Raw genomic sequence first — 20,998 nt, 5'->3', positions numbered from 1 at the left:
GCGCGGATTCCTCTCGCATCGGCCCCGGGCGCCGGCCGCCGGGCCTTCTCTCATACAACGAACGGCCAAACGGCTGGGGTGCGATGAGATGACGCCACATCTCAACCGGACAGGCCGAGACGCAAGCCCCGCGGCTTCCTACGGTCCGCCGCGTGAATCCTCCAACGCAGTCTCCGCCCCCCGACCACCGGGCGCCCCGGCGTCGCATAGCACGCGACCTGATCGGCCTCTTCCTGGTAGGCACCGGGGTCGTCGGCCTGCTCGGGGCCATCTCCCTCGCCGCCCCGCTCGTTGCGCTCCTCCTGACTGGGCTCTGCCTGGCCGCCGGCGGGCTGACCGTCCTGTACCTCAAGCCGCCGCTCCCACACTGGGTCCGGCTGGTGGCCGGCTACTGCGCACTGTCGACCGGCCTGTGGGTCCTGACCGGGCTCGCCCTGTACCTGACGCCATGGTCCCTGCTCTTCGCCCTCGTGCTCGCGCTCGGCGTGTTCTTGAGCAGCGAGGGGGCGTGACGTGGCACGACGTCGATGGCTTCCTGCCCTGCGTGCACGCTTCGCTTCGCCCCGCCCACAGGACACCGAGACGAAGACGATCACCTGGACCGGCGGCTACACCTCCACCAGCTACGCGGGCACCTCGAACATCTGGAGCACGGAAGGCCGGGCCGACGGCTGGGACATCGGACGCGTCGTCACCGAAGGCTATGAGCGGGTCGTCTGGGTGTACAAGGCGATCGACACCATGGGTAAACACGCCTCCCGGCTGCCCCTGGAGATCGGCCGGGGCCTGACCGAAAACGGGGAGTTCGAAGAGGTCATCGAGGACCACCCCCTTCTCCGGGTCCTCAACGGCCAGGCCAACCCGGTCGAGACCGGCGCACAGTTCCGCAAGCGCCTGTCCGCGCAGATCCTGCTCTCCAAACGCGGCGCGTTTGTCGAGGTCACCCGCTCCAACAGGGGCACCATCACCCGGCTCGACCTCCTACCACCCGACCGGGTCTTGCCCGTTCCCGACCCGCGCGGTGAGTACATCGCCCACTTCGAGTTCACCACCCTCCACGGTGAAGTCCGAGAGCTGTCCCCCGAGCGGGTTCGCTGGATTCGCGACCCGCATCCCACCGACCCGTTCTCCGGCACGACACCGCTGGAGGCCGCCGGAATCAGTGTCGAGCTGGACCACCTGTCCCGCCTCTACAACGTGGCCTTCATCAAGAACGACGCGCGCCCCGGGGGCATCGTCGCCGTCGACACGACCTCCCTGTCCGACCGGGAGATGGACCGGCTGGAGGCCCGGTTCCTGCCCGGCAGCGAGTTCGCCGGGCACGTCTCCGTCGTCGGCTCCGGCCCAGGCGGAATGAACTACGTCGACCTGGCGGCCCGCCCCCGGGAGATGGCGTACGAGCACGCCGCGCAGAACGCCAAGATCGAGATCCTGGCGGCTTTCGGCGTGCCCGAGTCCGTCACCGGCAACGCCAGCGGTCGTACCTTCGACAATGCGGAGCAAGAGGAGTTCAGCTTCTGGATTCACACTGAGCTGCCCCACCTCGAACTCATCACCAACGCTTTCGCCAGCGACCTCGGCGGCCCCGACCGGGCCATCCGCTTCGACACCAGCACCGTCGAAGCCCTGGAACTGCCCCGCCGCAAAAGGCGCGCCGAGGCCCGCGAAGAGTGGGAAGCAGGCCTGATCTCCGCCGACGAGTACCGACAGCGCGCAGGGCTCCCCGCGTTCAACAACCCCCACACCCGAGCCCTGTGGATCTCCCCGCAGAAGGCGCCCGTTCCAGCCCGGCCCGAGGACGCCGCGGCGCTCGGTATCGCAGGCCCCGGCGACGCCTCCGGCGGCAACGCGCCGCAGCTCCCGTCCGGCACCGATCAGCCCAGCGCCAACGCTCCCCTCCCGCCGAACCCCGACGCCGCCGGCGGGGATGCAGCGGCCGTCGTTGCGCAGGCCCGCGCCGACGCAGACACGGCGGCCGTACCCGGTGCAGCCGCCGCGGCGGTGGCCGGCGCCCGCGCTGACGAGACCTCAACCAGCGTGCCGGGTGCAGCAGCCGCAGCAGTCGATTCCGCGCGCCAGGACCAGGGCCAGGACCGGATGACGGGTGACGCGGCGGCGGCCGTCGAGGAAGCCCGAGGCATCCAGGTCAAGGCACTGCCCAGTGGGACCACGCCCGGCTTCGAGGCCACCGACGACGACTTCGACCAGGCCGAGGAGGCCATCCGCGCCGTCCTGGCCCCGCTGTTCGCACGGCAGGAAGGGGTCATCACCGCCCGACTGCGCTCCCCCAAGGCCCGCAAGGGCACCCGCTTCTGGAAGGACGACGGGCCCACCGACACCCGCGGCGGGGACAAACCGCTCGACATCGAGCGCATCGTCGGCACCGACCGGTGGCTTGAGGAGATCGACACCACCCTGTCCAGGGTCCTGGCCGGCCTCGCCTCCAGCGTCGCCGAACGCACCGCAGTTGCCTTCGGAACAGCCGTACCGTCGTCGGCCCGAGCCCTGATCACCGTCAGGCTGCTCGATGCCGTGGCCGGTGCCGACAAGGCGGCCCGATCGTTCCTGACCGGCCTCGCCACCCTCCTCGCCCAGGGGCAGGCCGTCACCGACGACCTCGACGACCTGGTCGCGCTCGTGCGGACCGCGTTCACCGATATGGCGCCCCAGACCATCGTCGGGGCCTCGGAAGCCGCGGCGGTCGCCACCGTCAACGGGACCGCTGAGGCGACGGCCGCGGCGATCGGTCCCGGCATCGTCCGCACCTGGGTCACCCGACGTGACGACCGTGTCCGCGCCGCACACGAAGCGGTCGACGGCACCACCCTGCCCGTCAACACCCCGTTCGACGTGGACGGCTTCCCCATGCGCTTCCCCGGTGACCAGCTCGCCCCCCTCCACCTCACCATCAACTGCCGCTGCCGCCTGCGGTACCGAACTGAAGGAGACACCCTGTGAGTGCGATCGTCTGGGCCGTGTGGACGGTCTTGTTCGGCCTGTTCGAGACGTGGGCGCTGGTCAACAAGCGGGACGGCGACACCCTCAGCGAGAACACCAGAAAGCTTTTCCGCACCCGTACCTCGAAGGCGGGCCGGGCCATCTTCGCCGTCGGTTGGACTGGATTCTCGGGCTGGTTCCTCCTGCACATCCTCACGGAGACCATGTAGCCCGCCCGGCCGGAATTCGAGGACGCGACGTTAACCCCCTCGGGTGTGCATGGTCCGCCGCATGCAGATCACGAACGCCGCTGACCGCCTCGCCGCCACCCTTGAAGCCAAGCGCAGCCGCCGCGCCTGGAACCCCGATCTGCATCCGCGTGACTCCAAGGGCAGGTTCATCGAGACCGGCGGTATCGCCCGCATGTGGGGCGGCGGCATGGCACGCGTCATCCGTGCGCTCGGCGGCCGGAACGTGCTGGTGGAGAACCTGGCCACCCACCAACAATCCACCGTCCACGCATCCCGCCTCACGATGGTGGCTCGCCCCGACGGCACCGCCCCCACCCGCAGCAAGCGGAAGGTCCGCGACGAGGACGAACGTCGTACCGCGGACCCCCGCCGCGGCACCGGCACTGACACCGACGACTCGGGCGACGACGGCGACACCCCCGACGAGCCGCACGCCAAGGACGACGAGGGCGAGGACATCGGGGAGGACAGGGAAGGCGAGGACCACGGCGAGGGTCCGGAGCCAGAGGACGACGACCTCCTCCTTCCCCGCGGCCGGGTCATGCCGAACGAGAAAGACGACGACGGCGACCCGCTGCCCTCCAACCTCGACGGCAACCGGCCCACCACTCATCACCCGAACCTGCTGCCCATCGACAGCGGCGAGCGCGCGGGACACGTCGCCGGCCGGGGGGACGCTCTTCGTGCCCGCGGGCCCAAGGGCACCGAAAAGAACCCCAAGCGCGAGGAGCAGTTCCAGGACACAGAGCACGCGCGCGCCGCGGTCGCCGAACTGGCGCACGACTACTTCGCCGATCTCGAAGCAGTCATGCCCCGCGACTGGAGCAACGCCGAGGCGCGCGATGCCTTCGACGAGCTGTACGAGCTGTCCGGGGACGGGCTCGACCTCGACGAGATGATCAACGGCGACATCCCCATGGAGACGGGCAAGCCCCGCGGGGAGTACGACGCTGACGACCTCTCGACCCTCCGAGACCTCGCGGAAGAGGCTGAACGCCTCGCCGAACTCGCTGAGACGGACGGCCGCGACGAAGTCGCCCGCTATGCGCAGAACCTTGGCGATGCCCTGAACCTGGCGGTCGAACGGTTCGAGGCGCACGACGGCAAGAAGATCCCCAAGGCCAGGAAGAACGGCAAACCCACCCCGAAGGCGTGGGCAGACGAGCCGGTCCCGGCGCCGAAGGGAGCGTCGGCCCACCCCCGGCCGGCCAAGAAGGCCGCGACCGCGAACCGCCGCAAGGACCCCACCCGCCGCTTCAAGACGCTCGACGACGTCCGCGGCCACTGGACCAGCGGCAACCTCACCCCCTACACCTCTGACAAGGACGCCCAGGACAAGCACGCCGCCTCGACCGCTGAGCTGTTCGACAAGCTCAAGAACCCGCAGCTCTCCCGTAACGGCCACTTCGTCATCGGCGAGATGGGCGTCCAGCGACGCAATGGCGAGATCCACTACGGGTGGGGCGTCATCCTCACCGACAGCGGTGTCCGCCTGGCCATGCCCACCCGCAAGGGCGAGGCCGCCGACTTCGTGAAGCGCCTGGAGGCAGCGCAGCTCAACGGCGAGCCGTTCAACTGGGATGCCCCCGACTACCAGTCCCGCCTGAACACGCCTGAGGGCCGGGCGATGGTCCAGAGCGCTGCGAGCGCAGCGCAGAAGGCCTTCGCCGACAAGGCGGCCAAGAAGCGCGCCAGCGCCGCGGCCCGCACCACCCCCGCCTCTGCCAACCCCGAGCAGCAGGCCGCGCAGCAGGTCGCTGACCGCACCGGTGTGCCAGACGCCAATGTGGCCGTCGGACATGTCGGCCCGCGGCCCTTCGGCGACGAACGCGGCCGGCCCCGTAACAGTGAGGAGCTGCGCGAGTTCTGGAAGCGCGGCGGCAGCGACGACACCCCCGAGGGACAGCGCGACTTCATGCGGAAGTTCGCCAGTGACCCCGCCATCATCCTGCACTTGGCGGATCACCGCGGGTTCGCCATTGTGGAGGATCGGCGCGGCGGCCATACCCGCTTCGAGGTCCGGGCAGCAGGCACCGCCCGTTCCCTGTCTGGACTCGGAACGCGGGGGCTGCACTCCTACGGCGACTTCGAGGACCGTGAGACCGCTGACCGGTTCACGCTGTACCTCGGCAGCCGCCTGCGCGACCAGGACGGCCGCACCGTCGACTGGGGCTCCCCGAAGCTGAACCAGGAGCTGAACGAGTTCCGCGACAAGGACGGCAACCGGTCCGGCCGCGCGATCTGGGAGATCGCCGGCGAGTTCGACCGCGAACGAGGAGCCACGGACACCTCGGCCGCCCGCCTCGGCCGGCCCCGCCCGAAGAACGACGAACAGCTTGACCCGAACCCCGATGCCCCGGACACGGACGCGCCGGGTGAAGATGTCCCGACTCCGCAGCAGGCCGCCGGCCCGCAGCAGGACGACCAGAAGGAGCAGCAAAGTGAGCGGCTACAAGGCCCTGGTGAAGGCGTACTGGGAGACGTACCGGCCGACGGCGCTGGCCGAGCTGGCGACGACGACACCGCCGGAGACGTTCTTCGCACAGATCAGCGCGGAGATCGAGGAGCAGATCGCGGAGAGACGCGACGAGTTCCGGGAGGGGACGGCGCTGGGAGCGGACTTCAGGGACGCGATGGCGGACATCAACATGGCGACGATGCGGGCGAGGGAAGCGGTCCTGCACGAGATGCTATACGACCTGCCGAAGGAGAGCGGGACGGAGGACAAGGAGATGCCGAGGGTGAGCCTGCCGAGGATCGCAGCCGCGTAGCTTTCGGCAGCGACGCCGAGGAGCGTCGCGCCCCGCAGTACCAGCCGCCGGAGGACGGCCGCAGTCTCGTCCCGAACTCGGTCCTGGCCCGAGTCAAGGCGAACATCGCTGCGATCGAGGTGCTGCGCCGCCTCCAGGACGAGGCCCGTCCGGCCACGGCCGCCGAGCAGGAAACCCTGGCCCGTTGGTCCGGGTGGGGTGCCGCCCCGCAGGCCTTCGTGGACAGCCCGAAGCCCGAGTTCGCCCCTCTCCAGAGCCGCCTGCGGGAGCTGCTGAGCGACGCCGAGTGGGACGCGGCCAAGGAGAACACGCTCAACGCCCACTACACCGACCCGTCGATTATTCGCGAGGTCTGGAAGGCCGTCGAGGAGCTGGGCTTCGACGGCGGCAACGTCCTGGAGCCGGGCTCCGGCTCGGGCAACTTCATCGGGTACGCGCCCGAGTCCGCGGACATCACCGGCGTCGAGCTGGACCCGATCACCGCGGGCATCAGCAAGGCCCTGTACCCGCACGCCAACATCCGCAACGAGGGCTTCGAGCGGACCCGGGCCGCCGACGGCACCTTCGACATGGCCATCGGCAACGTGCCGTTCGGCGATTACCAGGTCGTGGATCTCCGCCACAACAAGGGCGGGCACAACATCCACAACCACTTCATCCTGAAGTCGCTGGACCTGACCCGGCCCGGCGGCCTGGTCGCCGTCGTCACCTCCCGCTACACCATGGACGGCTCCACGCCGCGCGCCGAGGACGCGCGCATGGAGATGGCGCGCAAGGCCGACCTGGTCGGCGCGATCCGCCTGCCCACCGGCGCCCACCGGCGTACCGCCGGCACCGACGTGGTCACCGACCTGCTCATCCTCCGGCGCCGCGAGAAGGACAAGGAGTACACCTCCGGCCGGCTGCGCAACGGGCAGGTCAAGCTGCCCTCCGAGCGCAAGAAGGACGACCCGCCGATGTGGGTCCACTCCGCCCGCGTCACCGACCTGCCCGGCCAGGACCCCGACGAGGCGGACAAGCCGGACGCCCCCAAGGTCCACGTCAACCCGTATTTCCTGACCAACCCGAACAACGTGCTCGGTCACCTCGCCGTCGGGCACGGCATGTACGGGCCGGGCGAACTCCGGGTGGACGGCGACGGCAACCTCGACACCTCCCTGAACCAGGCGCTGAAGAAGGTCGTGGCCCGCGCCAAGGACGCCGGCCTGTCGTACACCCCGGACGACGGCGAGCGGCGCCGCCCCGAGCTGCTGCCCGAGGGCTCCGACCGCATCGACGGGCACGTTCAGCTCTCCCCCGGCGGCACCTTCACCCAGGTCCGCGACGGCATGGTCGTCCCCTTCGACGTGCCCCGCACCCAGGTCGAGGAGGCCACCCAACTCCTCGGCCTGCGCGACTCCATGAAGGCCCTGATCGCCGAGGAGTCCCGCGCCGACGCCGACGACGCCCTGATCGAGACGCTGCGCGGCGACCTGAAAGCCCGCTACGACGCGTACCACGCCAAGTTCGGCTCCCTGAACCGGTTCGACTGGGCGACCCGGAAGGCCACCGACCCGGAGACCGGCCAGCAGGTCGATAAGGCGTACCGCAAGCGTCCCCAGATGGGCGGCCTGATCACCAAGGACCCGACGATGTCCGTCGTCCTGTCCCTGGACACCTACGACGGCACTACCGGCACGAGCAGCCCGGCCGCGATCTTCGCCAAGCGACAGTCCCGGCACCGCACCATCGCCGAGCGTGCGAGCAGCCCCGAAGACGCCATGGCGATCGTCATGGAGCAGAAGGGCACCCTCGACACCAACACCCTCGCCCAGGTCATGGGCGTCACCCCGCAGGTCGCCCGCGAGAGGCTGCTCGCGGCCCGCTCCACCGACCCGGAGACCGGCCACGAGTGGCCGCTGGTATTCGAGCCGCACAACGGCGGCGACCTGATCCCGGCCGCCGACTACCTCTCCGGCAACGTCCGCAAGCGCCTGGAGGAGGCGCAGGCTCTGGCTGCCGAGGACTCCCGCTTCGACATCAACGTCCAGCAGCTCGAAGCTGTCCTCCCGCCCGACATCACCCCCGGCGAGATCGACGCGCCGATGGGCGCCTCCTGGCTCGGCGGCGACATCGTCCAGGCGTTCCTGCGGGACAAGCTCAACACCAGCGAGGTCCGCGTCAGCTACCAGGGCGGCTCCCTGTGGAAGGTGGACGCGCCCGACGGCGTGAAGAAGGGCCGGGCGGCCACGCAGGTCTGGGGCACCGAGGACTTCCCGGCGGTCAAGCTCGCCGAAGCGATCCTCACCAACGGCCGCATCCGCGTCACCTACAAGGACGAAGACGGCAAGACGTACGTCGATGAGGACGCCACGGCCGCCGCCCAGACCAAGGCCGAGGAGCTGAAGGAGGAGTTCCAGGACTGGCTGTGGGCCGCCCCGGAGCGCTCCGAGCAGATCAAGAAGCTCTACAACGACACGCACAACAACCTGGCGCTGCGCTCGTACGACGGGCAGCGCCGGACGATGCCGGGCCTCGCCGACTGGTTCAAGCCGCACGCGCACCAGCACGCGGCCGTCGCCCGAATGGTCAACGAGCCGGCGGTGCTGCTCGCGCACGAGGTCGGCGCCGGCAAGACCGCCGAGATGACCATGGGCGTGATGGAGCTGCGGCGCCTCGGGCTCATCAACAAGGCCGCCATCGTCGTCCCGAACCACATGCTCCAGCAGTTCCACGACGAATTCGCGGAGCTGTACCCGGAGTCGGCCGCGGCCGGCCGCATCTTGTCCGCGTCCAGCGATGACCTTCAGGGCCGCAAGCGCCGCGAGTTCATCGCCCGGGTCGCCACCGGCGACTACGACGCGGTGATCTTGACGCAGAACGCGTTCGAGTCCATCCCGATGCGCCCCGAGGTCCAGCTCGACTACGTCAAGCGGGAGAAGGAGAGCCTGGAGAAGGCCCTGCGCCGGCAGAAGGAGCAGGACGAGCTGGACAACCCCGGGAAGCGCACCGACTCCCGGATGGTCAAGGAGATCCAGAACCGGCTGAAGAAGCTGGAAGCGAAGATCACCGCCAAGGTCGAGGCGTCCAAGGACACCGCCGGTCTGTACTTCGAGGACACCGGCATCGACTACGTCGTGGTGGACGAGGCGCATCACTACAAGAACCTGTCCACCAACTCCGGCATCCCCGGCGCCGCGATCGAGGGCTCCAACCGCGCCAGCGACCTCGACATGAAGCTGGAGTACCTGCGGAAGAACACCAAGTCCGGCCGAGTCGTCACCTTCGCCACCGCCACCCCGATCTCGAACTCGGTCACCGAGGCGCACACCATGCTGCGCTACCTGCGGCCCGACCTCCTGGAGGCCGCGCGGGTCCGCGACTTCGACGAGTTCGCCTCCACCTACGGAAAGATCGTCTCCGGCGTCGAGCTGGCCGCGGACGGCTCCGGCTTCAAGGAGGTCTCCCGCTTCGCAGCGTTCCGGAACATGCCGGAGCTGCTGCGGATCTGGAAGACCGTCGCTGACGTGAAGACCTCCGAGGACCTGGCGGAGTACCTCGACACCCCGGACATCTCCGGCGGCAAGGCCATCACCATCTCCGTCGAACCGACGGACCTGATGCTCGCCTACCAGGACCAGTTGGCCCGGCGCGCCCGCGACGTCAAGCAGGGCTACGTGGACCCCCGCGACGACAACATGCTGAAGATCAGCAGCGACGGGCGGAAGGTCTCGCTCGACCCGCGGATGGTCGGCCTGGACGAGCAGGGCAACAAGCTGCCCCGCGCGGCGGAGAACATCGCCCGGATCTACGAGGAGACCAAGGACGCGGTCTACCCCACCTCGAAGAACGACCCGACGCCGCACGAGACACCCGGCGGCCTTCAGATCGTGTTCCTCGACATGGGCACGCCCAAGGACCCGGGCAAGGCCAAGAAGAAGGGGAAGAAGAACGACGGCCCGTCCAGCGTCGAGGAGCTGGCCGACTCCCCCTTCCCCGCGTACCAGGAGCTGAAGGAACTCCTGATCTCGCAGGGCGTCCCGGCCGAGAAGATACGTTTCATCCACGAGGCGAAGAACGACGCCGAGAAGGCGCGCCTCTTCGCGGACGCCCGCAACGGCAAGATCGCCGTGCTCGTCGGCAGCACGAGCAAGATGGGCACCGGCACCAACGTCCAGCTCCGCGCGACGGCGCTGCACCACCTCGACTGCCCGTGGCGGCCCGCGGACCTCGAACAGCGCAACGGCCGCATCATCCGGCAGGGCAACGCCAATCCGTCCGTCGCAATCTTCCAGTACGTCACGGAGCAGTCCTTCGACGGCTTCTCGTGGCAAACCGTGGCCCGCAAGGCGAAGTTCATCCGCCAGCTCATGAAGGGCAACCTGACCGACCGCACGGTCGAGGACATCCCCGACGGCGTCTTCAACGCCGAGCAGGTCACCGCCATCTCCACCGGCAACCCGTACCTGCTGGAGCAGGCGAACGTGAAGGCGTCCCTCGCGGTGCTCAGGCGGAAGCTGAAGGGCCACCAGCGCACGATCGAGGGCTACAAGACCACCATCCACGCCACCGAGCGGCTGCGCGAGGACACCGCCAAGCTCGTCGCCCAGCTCCAGGACGTGGTCGGCCGGCGCAAGAACACCCGCGGCGACAACTTCAACGCCACCATCGGCACCAGCGACTTCACCAAGCGCGACGAGGCGGCCAAGGCCCTGTCTACCGCTGCGCACGCCGTGCTCCGCCAGGGCCAGAAGGACCCGTACCGCAGCGGCGGGCACCCGAAGGTCGTCATCGGGCGGGTCGGCAACATCGAGGTCACCGCCCAGTACCGCACCGCATGGGGCGACTACGGCCGCATCCACCTGGTGGACATCTCTTTCCCCGACATCCCGCGCAGCCGTCACTCCTACCAGGAGGACGACCTGAAGAAGGACAGCACCCTGCCCATCACGCGGCTGGAGGACTCGCTGGCCGACGTGGACAAGGTGATCGTCCGCGCGGAGAGCCGCCTGCGCCAGGAGGAGCGCGCGGCCGAGACCGCCCGGGAACGCGTGGACCGCCCGTTCGAGCAGGCCGACGAGCTGGAGGCGGCCGAGCGGCGGGCGAAGCTGGTCGGTGCGCTGATCCGTGAGCAGGGCAAGCAGACCACCAGCGAGGAGGCCGGCCGGGAGAAGCGGGCCCGGTTGGAGAGCCTGGAGCACCAGCTTCGTGAGGCGCGTATCGCCGCGGGCGAGGACTCCGGCGACGTGGACGATCCGGCCGCAGCTCAGGACGCCGATCTGCTGCCGCGTACGCCGGCCCCGCCGTCGATCACCACCGATGCCAAGGGCCGGCCGCGCATCACCTGGCCGGACGCCGAGGCGAAGAAGGCCGCCAAGGAGCGCGAGAAGAAGGCGAAGATCCGGCGGGCCCGCGAGGAGCGCGGGGAGACGACCCTTGATCCGGAGCAGGTCCGATCGGACCTCGACTCCCTTCGCGAGGATGCCCCGGACACCACCGCGGGCGAGGACAGCGCCGCCGAGGAGCCGAAGCCCGACAAGTCGGACGCCCCGGAGACGCCCGCGGAGGACACCGTCACCGCGGCGCCCGAGGACACCACGACGCTCGACCCGGAGGCCGTTCGCGCCGACCTCGCCTCGATCACTCCCGAGAACGAGGACCAGAGCGTCACCGACGCTGCGGGCAGCGTCGAGGACGAGCCGGACGCCGAGGCCCCGGCCCCGGACCCGGCGGACGACTCCGCGGACACGCAACCCGACACCGGCGCTGGCGAGAACGCCGGGGACACGGAGGCAGCCAGCACCGACGCCACACCGGCTGCGGACGAGGATTCGGCAGCCGACGACTTCCCTGCCGTCGGTGAGCAGGTGAACAGCCCGGACGGACCGGGCGAGGTCATGGCCGTGCACAACGGGGCCGTCCTCGTGCGGGCCGAGCGCGGCACCCGCTCCCACGCCCTGAAGGACGTGACCCGGCCGGACGGCACCCCCTTCGGGGGCAAGCGCACGGAGGCGGCCAAGGAGCGGCAAAACGCCGACCGGATCGCGCAGGCCGCCACCCGCGAGGGTGCGGAGCTGTCGAACGGCAACCGGCTGCGGGACCTCGATATGGAGGCTGGACACGGCACCATCGTGGATGCCGACGGCAACACCATCGGCTGGGTCCGCGCACGCATCGGTGATAACGGCCGCCGCTACTGGTGGAGTCAGGATGCCGACGGCGGCTCGCCGGGCGACATGCAGTGGCACGAGGAGCTACCCGTCCAGGCCGGTCCGGCACCGCTGCGTGCCGCTGGGATCATCCGTGACGGCCTTGACCGTCGGAAGTTCGACGGTCGCACCGACGAGAACGGCGCGCCGACGAAGGTGGAGCGCCGCCTGATCACGCCGGACCGTGCCATCACGGAGATGACGCTGACCCCGGCCCAGGTGCGGGAGCTGAGCAAGCTCACCCTGTCCGGCGAGTACGCGGACGGCACGCCGATCGACACCCTGCCGTGGAACCCCGGGCACCGCCGTTACTCCCCCTACTCCGCTCAGGCCGGCGCGCTCGCCGCCGCTGCCCGTGAGGCCGCCGCCCAGCAGGACGAGAACACCCTGGAGGGCCGCCGCAACAAGAAGGTGCTGCTCGGCGCCGCACGCAAGATGGAGCGCCAGCAGTACAACTCTGCCCGTAGCGCCGCGACCCTGCCCCCGATCGGCGAGCCGGATGCGTATGACAAGCCCTACGAGCCCCGCGCCGAGGAGCCGGACAACGACGCGCTGGAAGAGACATCCGAGCTGACCACGCCGGAAACTGACCGGGGCGACGCCTCCCCGGCCGTGCCCGACGCGCCGGACGAGATGGACGGCGATGACCTCGCGGACGACTCCGAAGTCCTCAACCCTGACCAGGCGCAGATCGGCGACTACATCCGCGCTGAAACGCAGAACACCGCAGGCAACTCGGTCGTACGGGAGGGGTATCTCCTTGCCGCTCCCATGAAGGTCACCGCGACCCGCGACCGGCAGCGTGTGAAGGCGTGGCGTCTCTACGTCGGCCGAGAAGGTGAGCAGCCGTCCAATCGCAACGCCGTTACGGTCCTGACGGACGAGAAGATCGAGCGTCTGCCTACGCCTGGGCCGATCATGGCTCCGGCACCGGACGACGAAGTCGAGCCCACCAACACCCTGGGGTGGAAGGGCCCGCAGGAGGCGCGGGAGACGGTCGGCGAGCACGACGGTAAGCCCGTCGAGGTCGGTGAGCTGCACGTCGAAGGCCAGTCTGCCGGCCGCGCGGTCTACCTCGACGGCAAGCGCATCGGCCGCTTGCACGGTGAGAACGGCGGGTGGCGTGCCGAAAGCGACCGCCACGGCTCGGTTGGGACCGGCTGGTTCGTCCGCGGGTTGGGGGACGACGACCCCACGGCCAGCGCCGCGCTCGCGATAGCCCGTACCCACGAGGGCGGGGAAGACGGTCCCCGAATCCGCTTTGCGCGCGGTCGCGCCGTGTCCCAGGACGAGGCGGAGCGGCGGATCGCGGATCACATCGACCCGCGTAGGCCGGAACTGGGGCCCCCGGCTACTACCGACACCGCCAGCGGGGGCGCGGCGACGGACGAGGGCGCTTCGACCGACCTGCCGCCGCTGAGCTTCCCCGGTGGCGGAAGCCGGGCAGAGGAACCTCGACGGTGGGTCGGCGTGTGGGCCGAGCCCCAGCCCGCCGGGCTGCGCAACGTCTTCCTCGACCGAGTGATGGCTGCTCAGGGCGACCGCGAACTGCCGTCAGACCCCTGGGAGACGCGCTTCTGGATCAGCTCCGCGTACGAGGCCGAACCGCTAGCGCAGTTCGATGAGAACACCCGGTACCGCCTCGACCAGATGCCGGAGAGCGCGCGTCCCTTCCTCGCCGACCAGGCTGGAGAGCTGCGCTCTCGCGTGCAACAGCTCGGCGAGGAACTGCGGGCGGACATCCGCCCCGTCCTGATGGAGAGCATCGCCACCCGGAGCGGCAGGAAGAAGGCGAACGAACGGCTCAACCAGATGTCACGGGATGCGGGAGAGAAGGCCCGCGAAGCAGTGCGCGAGCAGATCGCGCGAGCACGCGAGGGTGCCACGGAACACGGGCTCTCCGCGCAGCAGGCAGAGGACTTCATCGCCAACGTCGCTGGCGGAGACAACCCTGACCAGATGGCGTACGGGGTGTCCGGCGAATTCCCTGAAGCGCTCCGACCGCTGGCCGCGGCCATCGCAGATGGCCGTGCCTACAGGGGCGCCTTTGCTGGCTGGGCTACGCAGGATGACACCGGGAACTGGGACGGCTGGCACCACATGAACAGCCGACGGGCCGCGATGGGCCTGCCCATGACGCCCGCCGCCGATCCGCGTGCGGGGACGGGTGAGCTGAAGATCGGTGAGGCCGAGCTGCCCAAGGGCATGCGGTGGGCGCGAGCCTCCGAGCTGCGGCAGGGAGACATCTTCCACTCCGTGCGACACCCCCGGCATGGAACGACCGACGCCTTCGACGGGATGCACTCGCCGCAGTACGTCATCCACACGCACCGCGACGGTCTTGAGGGCGCTGTCCGCTCCGTAACGCTGGACTCCGACCGTGGAACCCGTGACCCGGAGCCCGACGACCACGTGGTGATCGTCGAGAACCCAGAGCCGGCGGTGCGCAAGCGGGCCACCCACCGTGCGCGCACGGACGTGCTCACCAACTGGGGACGGCCGAAGGACGAGGAGGCGTACGCCGCCCAGTCCCGCATGCCCAAGCACCCTGAAGGCACCGCGGTTGCCCCGGAGTCTCTGGCGGAGGGCAACTTGGTCCGCGTCCGCGGCACGGAACGCCACGGTGGAATTGGACAGTTCGAGGGCTACCTGTACGAGACGCCAGAGCGCACCACGTTCTGGAGGCAAGGCAGGGAGGTCGACGGCTGGAAGCTGCGCCTGGGGTCCAGCCTCGAACAGCTCCAGAACCAGTACGCGTTGGGCTGGAACTACTACATCGCCGCAGATGACGACGAAAACTGGGTGGAGCGCATCGACTCGATGCAGACCCAGCGGGCTCACGAGGCCCTGGCCACGCGTCCCGACATGGACGGGTACCGAGCAGGCCAGGACAACGATGAGGAGTCCACTGACGAGAGCGAGGGCCGCGAGGACGACGAGGGCCAGGACGAGGATGCTGAGGACCAGGATGCCCCTCGCCGGACGCCGGCCGGAGACGAGGGGAATGAGCCGGACGGCGGTGACCGCGCCAATGCGCCTACGTCCGACACCCCCGATGGCGACCGCACGGACGATGCGGACCGGGACGACGGCGACCGGGACGGCGGCGACGCTGAGCATCCTGATGGTGACAACCAGGAGGAAGGCGACCGCGACGAGCGGCGGCGCCGCCATCGGCGTCGTCGCCGGGACCGCGACGGTGACGGGCGGGACGGAGACGTGCCGAACGGCGGTCTCCCGCACCTCCCCGACCTTCCGGATAATAACGACCACTCGGGCGGTGACGACGGTCGCGGCTCCGCGGGCGGAGGCAGCACGCGGCGGCTGGCAGACCTGAAGGACCGGTACCGGTCCGGGCAGGCACCCACCCCGCGGGGCGCCAACCCGGAGGAGCACGCCACCTACCTGCGGGCCCTGGCCGACAACGACACCCTTGCCATGTCCCCCGACGGTGGCCTGATCACCTGGTCCGACGACGACGGCCGCACCTGGCAGTTCGGCCACGCTGCGAGCGGAATGCACCTGGCCGGATGGGACGCCAACGGTGAGGAGATCGGCGGCGCCGCCGGTGCGCGCCGCCTCGCGGGTGAGTACGAGCAGCTTCGGAACCCCAACGGCGACCGGATCGACTGGGCCAGTCCCGACCTCGACGAAGAGACCCTGCGCGCCTGGCACACCGCCGAGGGCATGCCCCTGGGCAGCGCCGTCGCTCAGGCCCGGCAGGACGCGGCCGAGCTCCACCGCGGCAACGCGGATCGGACTGAGACCCCGGACGCGAACGTGCCCGGCCAGACGGGCGGCAGCCCGGACGGTGCGGACCGGCGGGACGGCAGGGGGCAGAACCTTCCGAACGCCTCACCCGCCGCTGCGGAAGGCTCGGACAACCAGGACACGGCCGCCGCAGGCGCCGAGCCGGCGTCTGCCGCCACGTCCCAGTACGCCGTCAACGCCGAACACCCGCAGGGCGAACGCCGTGCGGGCTCTGTGAACGGCCGACGCGTCCCCACGGCCGAGGAGATGAAGCAGTACGAGCACGGCGGGAAAGACCGCGTCATCAGCGAAGAGGGTGAGCGTGCCCTCTTCGGATCGCCCGAGCGCATGCGGGAACTCGCAACCCAAGGCTTCGTGCCCGCCCCAGTGATCAGTTCGGACCGCGACGGCGAGATCTGGCGCAACGGCCGACTGATCGGCACTTTGCGTGATCCGAATAGCTCCGGATACCACCTGTCTGAGCCTGATCCTGTGTGGTGGAGCGAGCCTTCCTTCGGCCCGTCGCTTCACTTCTCCAGCCGGGAAGCGGCCATTGCCCATGTCGTACTGCGCGACATGGAGCGCGGCGAACCGGACCTGAGCATCGTCCACCCCAAACTTGCGTGGGACATGCGGCACACCAACCGCAGCCTCGGCTTCCCTGACGAGAATCTGCGCGGCCTGGAGACCTTGAACGACACCCCAGCCGACATGGATCGCTACCGGGAACTGCGCCGGATAGTCGACAGGCTAGGCCGCAGGGAGACGATCAGCGGGGACGTGGCGGACGACCTCGACCACCTGCACGACGAGCTGCGGTGGCTCGACGCAACCCACTACCAGCACCAGCCCGCCAACCTGAAGGACAAATACATCCTCGGGCCCGGCTGGTTGGCCGACAAGATCCGCGGGTACCTGGACGTGCTGCGCCCCGAGGACCCGCGGGCCATGCACCACGACACCCGCAAGGACCGCGCCGCCAAGCAGGTCCTTGACGCGCTGCGAGCCGATGGCGGCAAGGACCGCGCAGAGACTGTTCCTGTCAGCGACATCCGGCAGGGCGACGTCGTGTACCTCGATGGCCGGATCACCGGCCGGTACGCGGGAGCCACCAGCCGCATGACTGGATACGTCATCGGGGAGCCCCGCAAGGCCACGCTCACCACCAATGGCAAGCGGCAGAAGGCCTGGCGCATCACGGTCGGCCTCAGTCCGCGGGACGGCCAGAACGCCGACTCCGAAACGTTCATCATCCCTGTCGGGGAGAACGTAGCCCGGCTCGCCTCCGTGGACGACATCAACCTGCCCCTCGATGAGCACACCTACGGCCGTCGAGTCGGCGAGGCTCCCCAGGTCGACGTTACCCCTGACCAGGCTGCGATGCCGGACGCCCCGGAGACCCGTACGGCGCCGGACGGTGCCGAGGAACTGCACCCGAACCCGGACGCCCGCACCGACGCCCCATCCGCAGATGCGCAGTCGGGCAGCGAGCCGACCGACGTTCCCGCAGGCAGCACCGACACCAACAGTGCGGCCACCGAAACTCCCAAGCCGGGCAGCATCGGCCCGGCCCCGGCCGCGCCGCGCACCGAGCGCCCTGGCACCCGGAAGGAGGAGGAGGAGGAGGAGGAGATACCGGCCCCCGACACCGAGTCGGCCGAGGAGCCTTCGGCGCCCGAGCCGGTCGGCGGCCGGCCCGCGGAATGGGTCAAGGTCAGCGACCTCGGCCTCCGTGACCTGGTCCGAATCGAGGGCACCACCGAGGGCGGCACCCCGCGCACCCTCGCCGGGTACGTCGTTGACGGCCCCAAGAAGGTCCCCACAACCAAGGCCCGCCGCGTGCAGGATATGTACCGCGTCCTGATCGCCGACACCCCCGACGGCCGCGGCAAGCGGAGCTCGATCTGGGTCACGCCGGACGCCGCCGCGGCGCGCGCCACCCGCGACGACGTCGACCAGGTCGATGGAGCCCCGCAGACCGGAGCCGACTCCGACGTCCTCACCGGCCGGATCGCCGACCGCGTCCCGACCGACCGCAGTGGCAACGGCCTATTCCCCGGCTCCGTCGTCACCAACGACGACGGCCGCGAGGGGGTCGTCACCGGCGCGAGCGCGAGCAACGCCCGCGTCCAGTTCGGTGACGACCGCACCGACGACGCCCAGTCGCCGACCTCCCTCAACGTCACCGACGGCGGCGCGGCCCGGCCCACCGGCTGGACCACCGACGGCCACCTCGTACGACCCGGGAACGTCGTTGCCGACCGCGACGGCAACATGCTCGGCACCGTCGAGGACGTGGACGGCGACACCGCCAGCGTCGCGACCCCTCAGGGCATGAAGGATCTGCCCATCCCGGACCTTCACGTGGTGGGCAGTGTCGCTGACGACACCGGTGCCGGCAGCAAGGTTGACCACGTGGAGCCCACCACAGCCGGCGAGCTGGAGGAAGGGGACGTGCTCGTGCGCGACACCCCCGACGGGCCACGTACCGCCCGGGTCACCCACACCGAAGAGGATGGCGAAACGTCGCTCCTGGACATCGAGGACACCACCACCGGCGAAGCGGAACAGCTCAGCGTCCCCAGCGACTCCGCAGCCCTGCGGGCCCTCGACGCTGACGGCCGCGCGCCCGAGCTGGGCCCGGACGACGCAACGGACAACAACGGCGAGATCACCGCCCACGAGCCAGCTCCTGCCGTCGACCCGGTCACTGGGCCCACCGTCGATCCGCAGCTCTCCCCCGAGGAGCGCGACGCCATCGCTGACCGCGGCAACGCTCCGACCGGGGACCCCGATGCCCAGCAGGCCGCCGCACGCATCGCCAACGACCTTCCGGTGACCCCGGATCAGGCCTCGGCGCTCGCCGACGATCTGCGTGACGGTGCGGACTCCTCCACCCCGGAGGGGCGGGCCGCGCATCGAGCCGCGGACCACCTCGCTGCTTCCGCTGGCGACGAGCCGGACGATACTGGGCGCCCCGAGCCGGGCACGATCGGCGCGGTCGGCGTGGGCGACACCATCGCCCTGCCGGGCGAGTTCGCCCCCGACACCCTCGCCTCGTACAAGGTCGTCAAGATCGAGGACGCTGCTGGTGGCGTGCGGGTCCTCACGATCGAGGACGAGGACGGGATGCGCTTCAAGCGCTCCCTCGGGTCCGGGGAGCCGCTGTACCAGCTCCCTGAGCCGCAGGCCCCGGCCGGAGACGACGAGGCTGAGCCGAGAGACCCGAACCCGGCGCCCGACGCCGACCAACTCCGCGCCGACTACGCGGACTCCGTGGCGCGTGCGGTCATCGACAACGCCATCCAGGGCACGACGACGCCGGGCAGCATCCACCAGCTCCGCGAACAGATCGCCGCACAGCTCACCCCCGAGGCCCTGCGCCCGGCGATGCGACGGGCCCGCAACGGAGCCCTCTCCGCGATCACCGACGCCGGTATCGACGGAGACGGGCGGACGGAACTCGTGCGCTCCCTGCGCGGAGAGGCCGCGCGCTCCCGCACGGACGCCATCCGGGCCGCCCTGCGCACGCTCGACGACATGGAGCCGCTCGACGGCGAGACCGAAGAGGACACCGCCCACCGCGCGGCCGACCTCCTGCGCCTAATACCCGATGCCCTGCGCAACCGGGCCGAGCCGGACAGCACCGATGGGGACTCGCACGTTGATGACGCCGTGACCGGACACGTGGACGACGCCGTGGGCGACGCACTCCAGAGCGCCGCTGCTGGCGGACTGACTGAAGAGCGCCGGGCCGCAATCGTCGCTCAGCTCGCAGCCCGGATGGCTGCGAACCGTGATGTCACCGCGCAGCGCATCGCCGCCTCCCTGCCCGCCGGCCAACGGTCCGGGCTCCTCCCACACATCGTGGCCGCGCTGGTCGTCCTCGCACGGAAGATCGTCGCCGTGATCGCCGCGTTCCTGAAGGGATTGGCGAAGGCATGGAGGAAGAGCCGCGAAGGCCTGCGGCGCATGCGCGAGCGCATAGCACGCTTCCGCCGCAACCTGGTGCAGCGTGTCAAGACGTGGCCCGAAGCCCGCCGCCTGCGCCGCCTGGCCGCAGCAACTAACCTGCCCGGCCACGCCGACGGGCTACCTCTCGGTGACCGCATCGCCCACTGGGCACGGCTCATGCCCGCCCCGGGACGCTTCGGACAGGTCTCCCGCCGGGCACGCTGGTACCGGCCCACCAACCGGTCCGCCCTCGCCGGGGGGCAGCTCCCGCCTGTGCAAGACGGTGTCCGCTGGATGCCAGACCGTGCGGTCGACGGTGGCCCCGGCCCGCAGGCTTTGCGGCACCTGGCCGCCGTACGGGCCGCTGGACTCGACGTGGATAGTCACGTCGCCGGCCGCCTGACCGCCGCGGCACCCGAGCTGGGCGACGACCCGCACGGCACCGTCCGTCACGCCGCCAGCCACGCGGACACGGCCGAGCGGCGCCTGCGCGACCTGCAATCAGCGGCGGCTGGCGGCGCTCCGGACGTGGACATAGAGATCGATGTGGCCCGCGTCGAAGCCCAGTCCGCCAGGCAGGAGGCACGGCGCCTTCAGCAGGCATACGCCGCGGCGCTGCCGGACATCGTGCGGGACACCCTCGCCGAGTTCCGCGACATGGGGCCGGCCGCCGGGTCCAACCTGGTCACCACCCCGGACAGCGACCCGGAGGCCATCCGCGCGCTCGTGGACGTCTCCCGGTTCGTGCCGCGGGACTGGCTGACCCCCACCGAGTCACGGTTCCTGGCAGCGCGGAACGGCGACGCCGGCAGCTATGACGGACGTACGGCCACGGTCGCGGACCTCGGCGACGCCGGGCGACGCACGGCCGCGAACGCGCTGCTCGCTCACCTTCAGCGGAACTACCCCGACCTCATGGCCGCGCAGGAGGCATTTCACTTCTCCCGCACCCACCGCGGGCGGACCGGCGCACGCCGTCGCACCTCCCTGGATGTGCTGCTGGGACGGCTGTTCGGGAACCGGGCGACGCAGGGCATCCCGGATGACATCGTGCCGCTCGGCCTGGCGACGCTGTTCTCCGGCGACTGGTACGAGGACGACGACCTGCGGGCTTTCCTTCTCGGACTGCTCGCCACTCGGTAGAAGG

4 protein-coding genes are annotated in these 20,998 nt (G+C 70.3%); all 4 read left to right on the top strand.

The genetic code is table 11. The features are described from left to right. The first annotated feature begins 152 nt into the window (after window positions 1–152). Window positions 153–512: a hypothetical protein gene (locus ACQP17_RS34995; RefSeq protein ID WP_433860165.1), complete on the top strand. Its 360-nt coding sequence runs from the start codon at window positions 153–155 to the stop codon at window positions 510–512. Window position 513: 1 nt separating this feature from the next. Beyond that, entirely contained in the window at window positions 514–2,958 is a 2,445-nt protein-coding gene (locus ACQP17_RS34990) for a phage portal protein (RefSeq protein ID WP_433860164.1), read from the top strand. Further along, a complete protein-coding gene (locus ACQP17_RS34985; RefSeq protein ID WP_433860163.1) occupies window positions 2,955–3,167 on the top strand; it encodes a hypothetical protein in 213 nt (70 codons plus the stop codon). Before ACQP17_RS34990 ends, ACQP17_RS34985 begins: the two co-directional genes overlap by 4 nt. Before the next feature lie 61 nt (window positions 3,168–3,228). Further along, window positions 3,229–20,994, top strand: a complete 17,766-nt coding sequence (locus ACQP17_RS34980; RefSeq protein ID WP_433860162.1) for a helicase-related protein — start codon at window positions 3,229–3,231, stop codon at window positions 20,992–20,994. Window positions 20,995–20,998: the final 4 nt, after the last annotated feature.

This window comes from Streptomyces kronopolitis (genome assembly GCF_050953795.1).
GTDB classification, from domain to species: Bacteria; Actinomycetota; Actinomycetes; order Streptomycetales; family Streptomycetaceae; genus Streptomyces; species Streptomyces kronopolitis_A.
This window is presented reverse-complemented; position numbering and strand designations above follow the sequence as displayed.

Excerpts from the sequence above, each read along its gene's own strand:
- ACQP17_RS34980 (WP_433860162.1), top strand. The coding sequence starts at position 3,229 with ATGCAGATCACGAACGCCGCTGACCGCCTCGCCGCCACCCTTGAAGCC.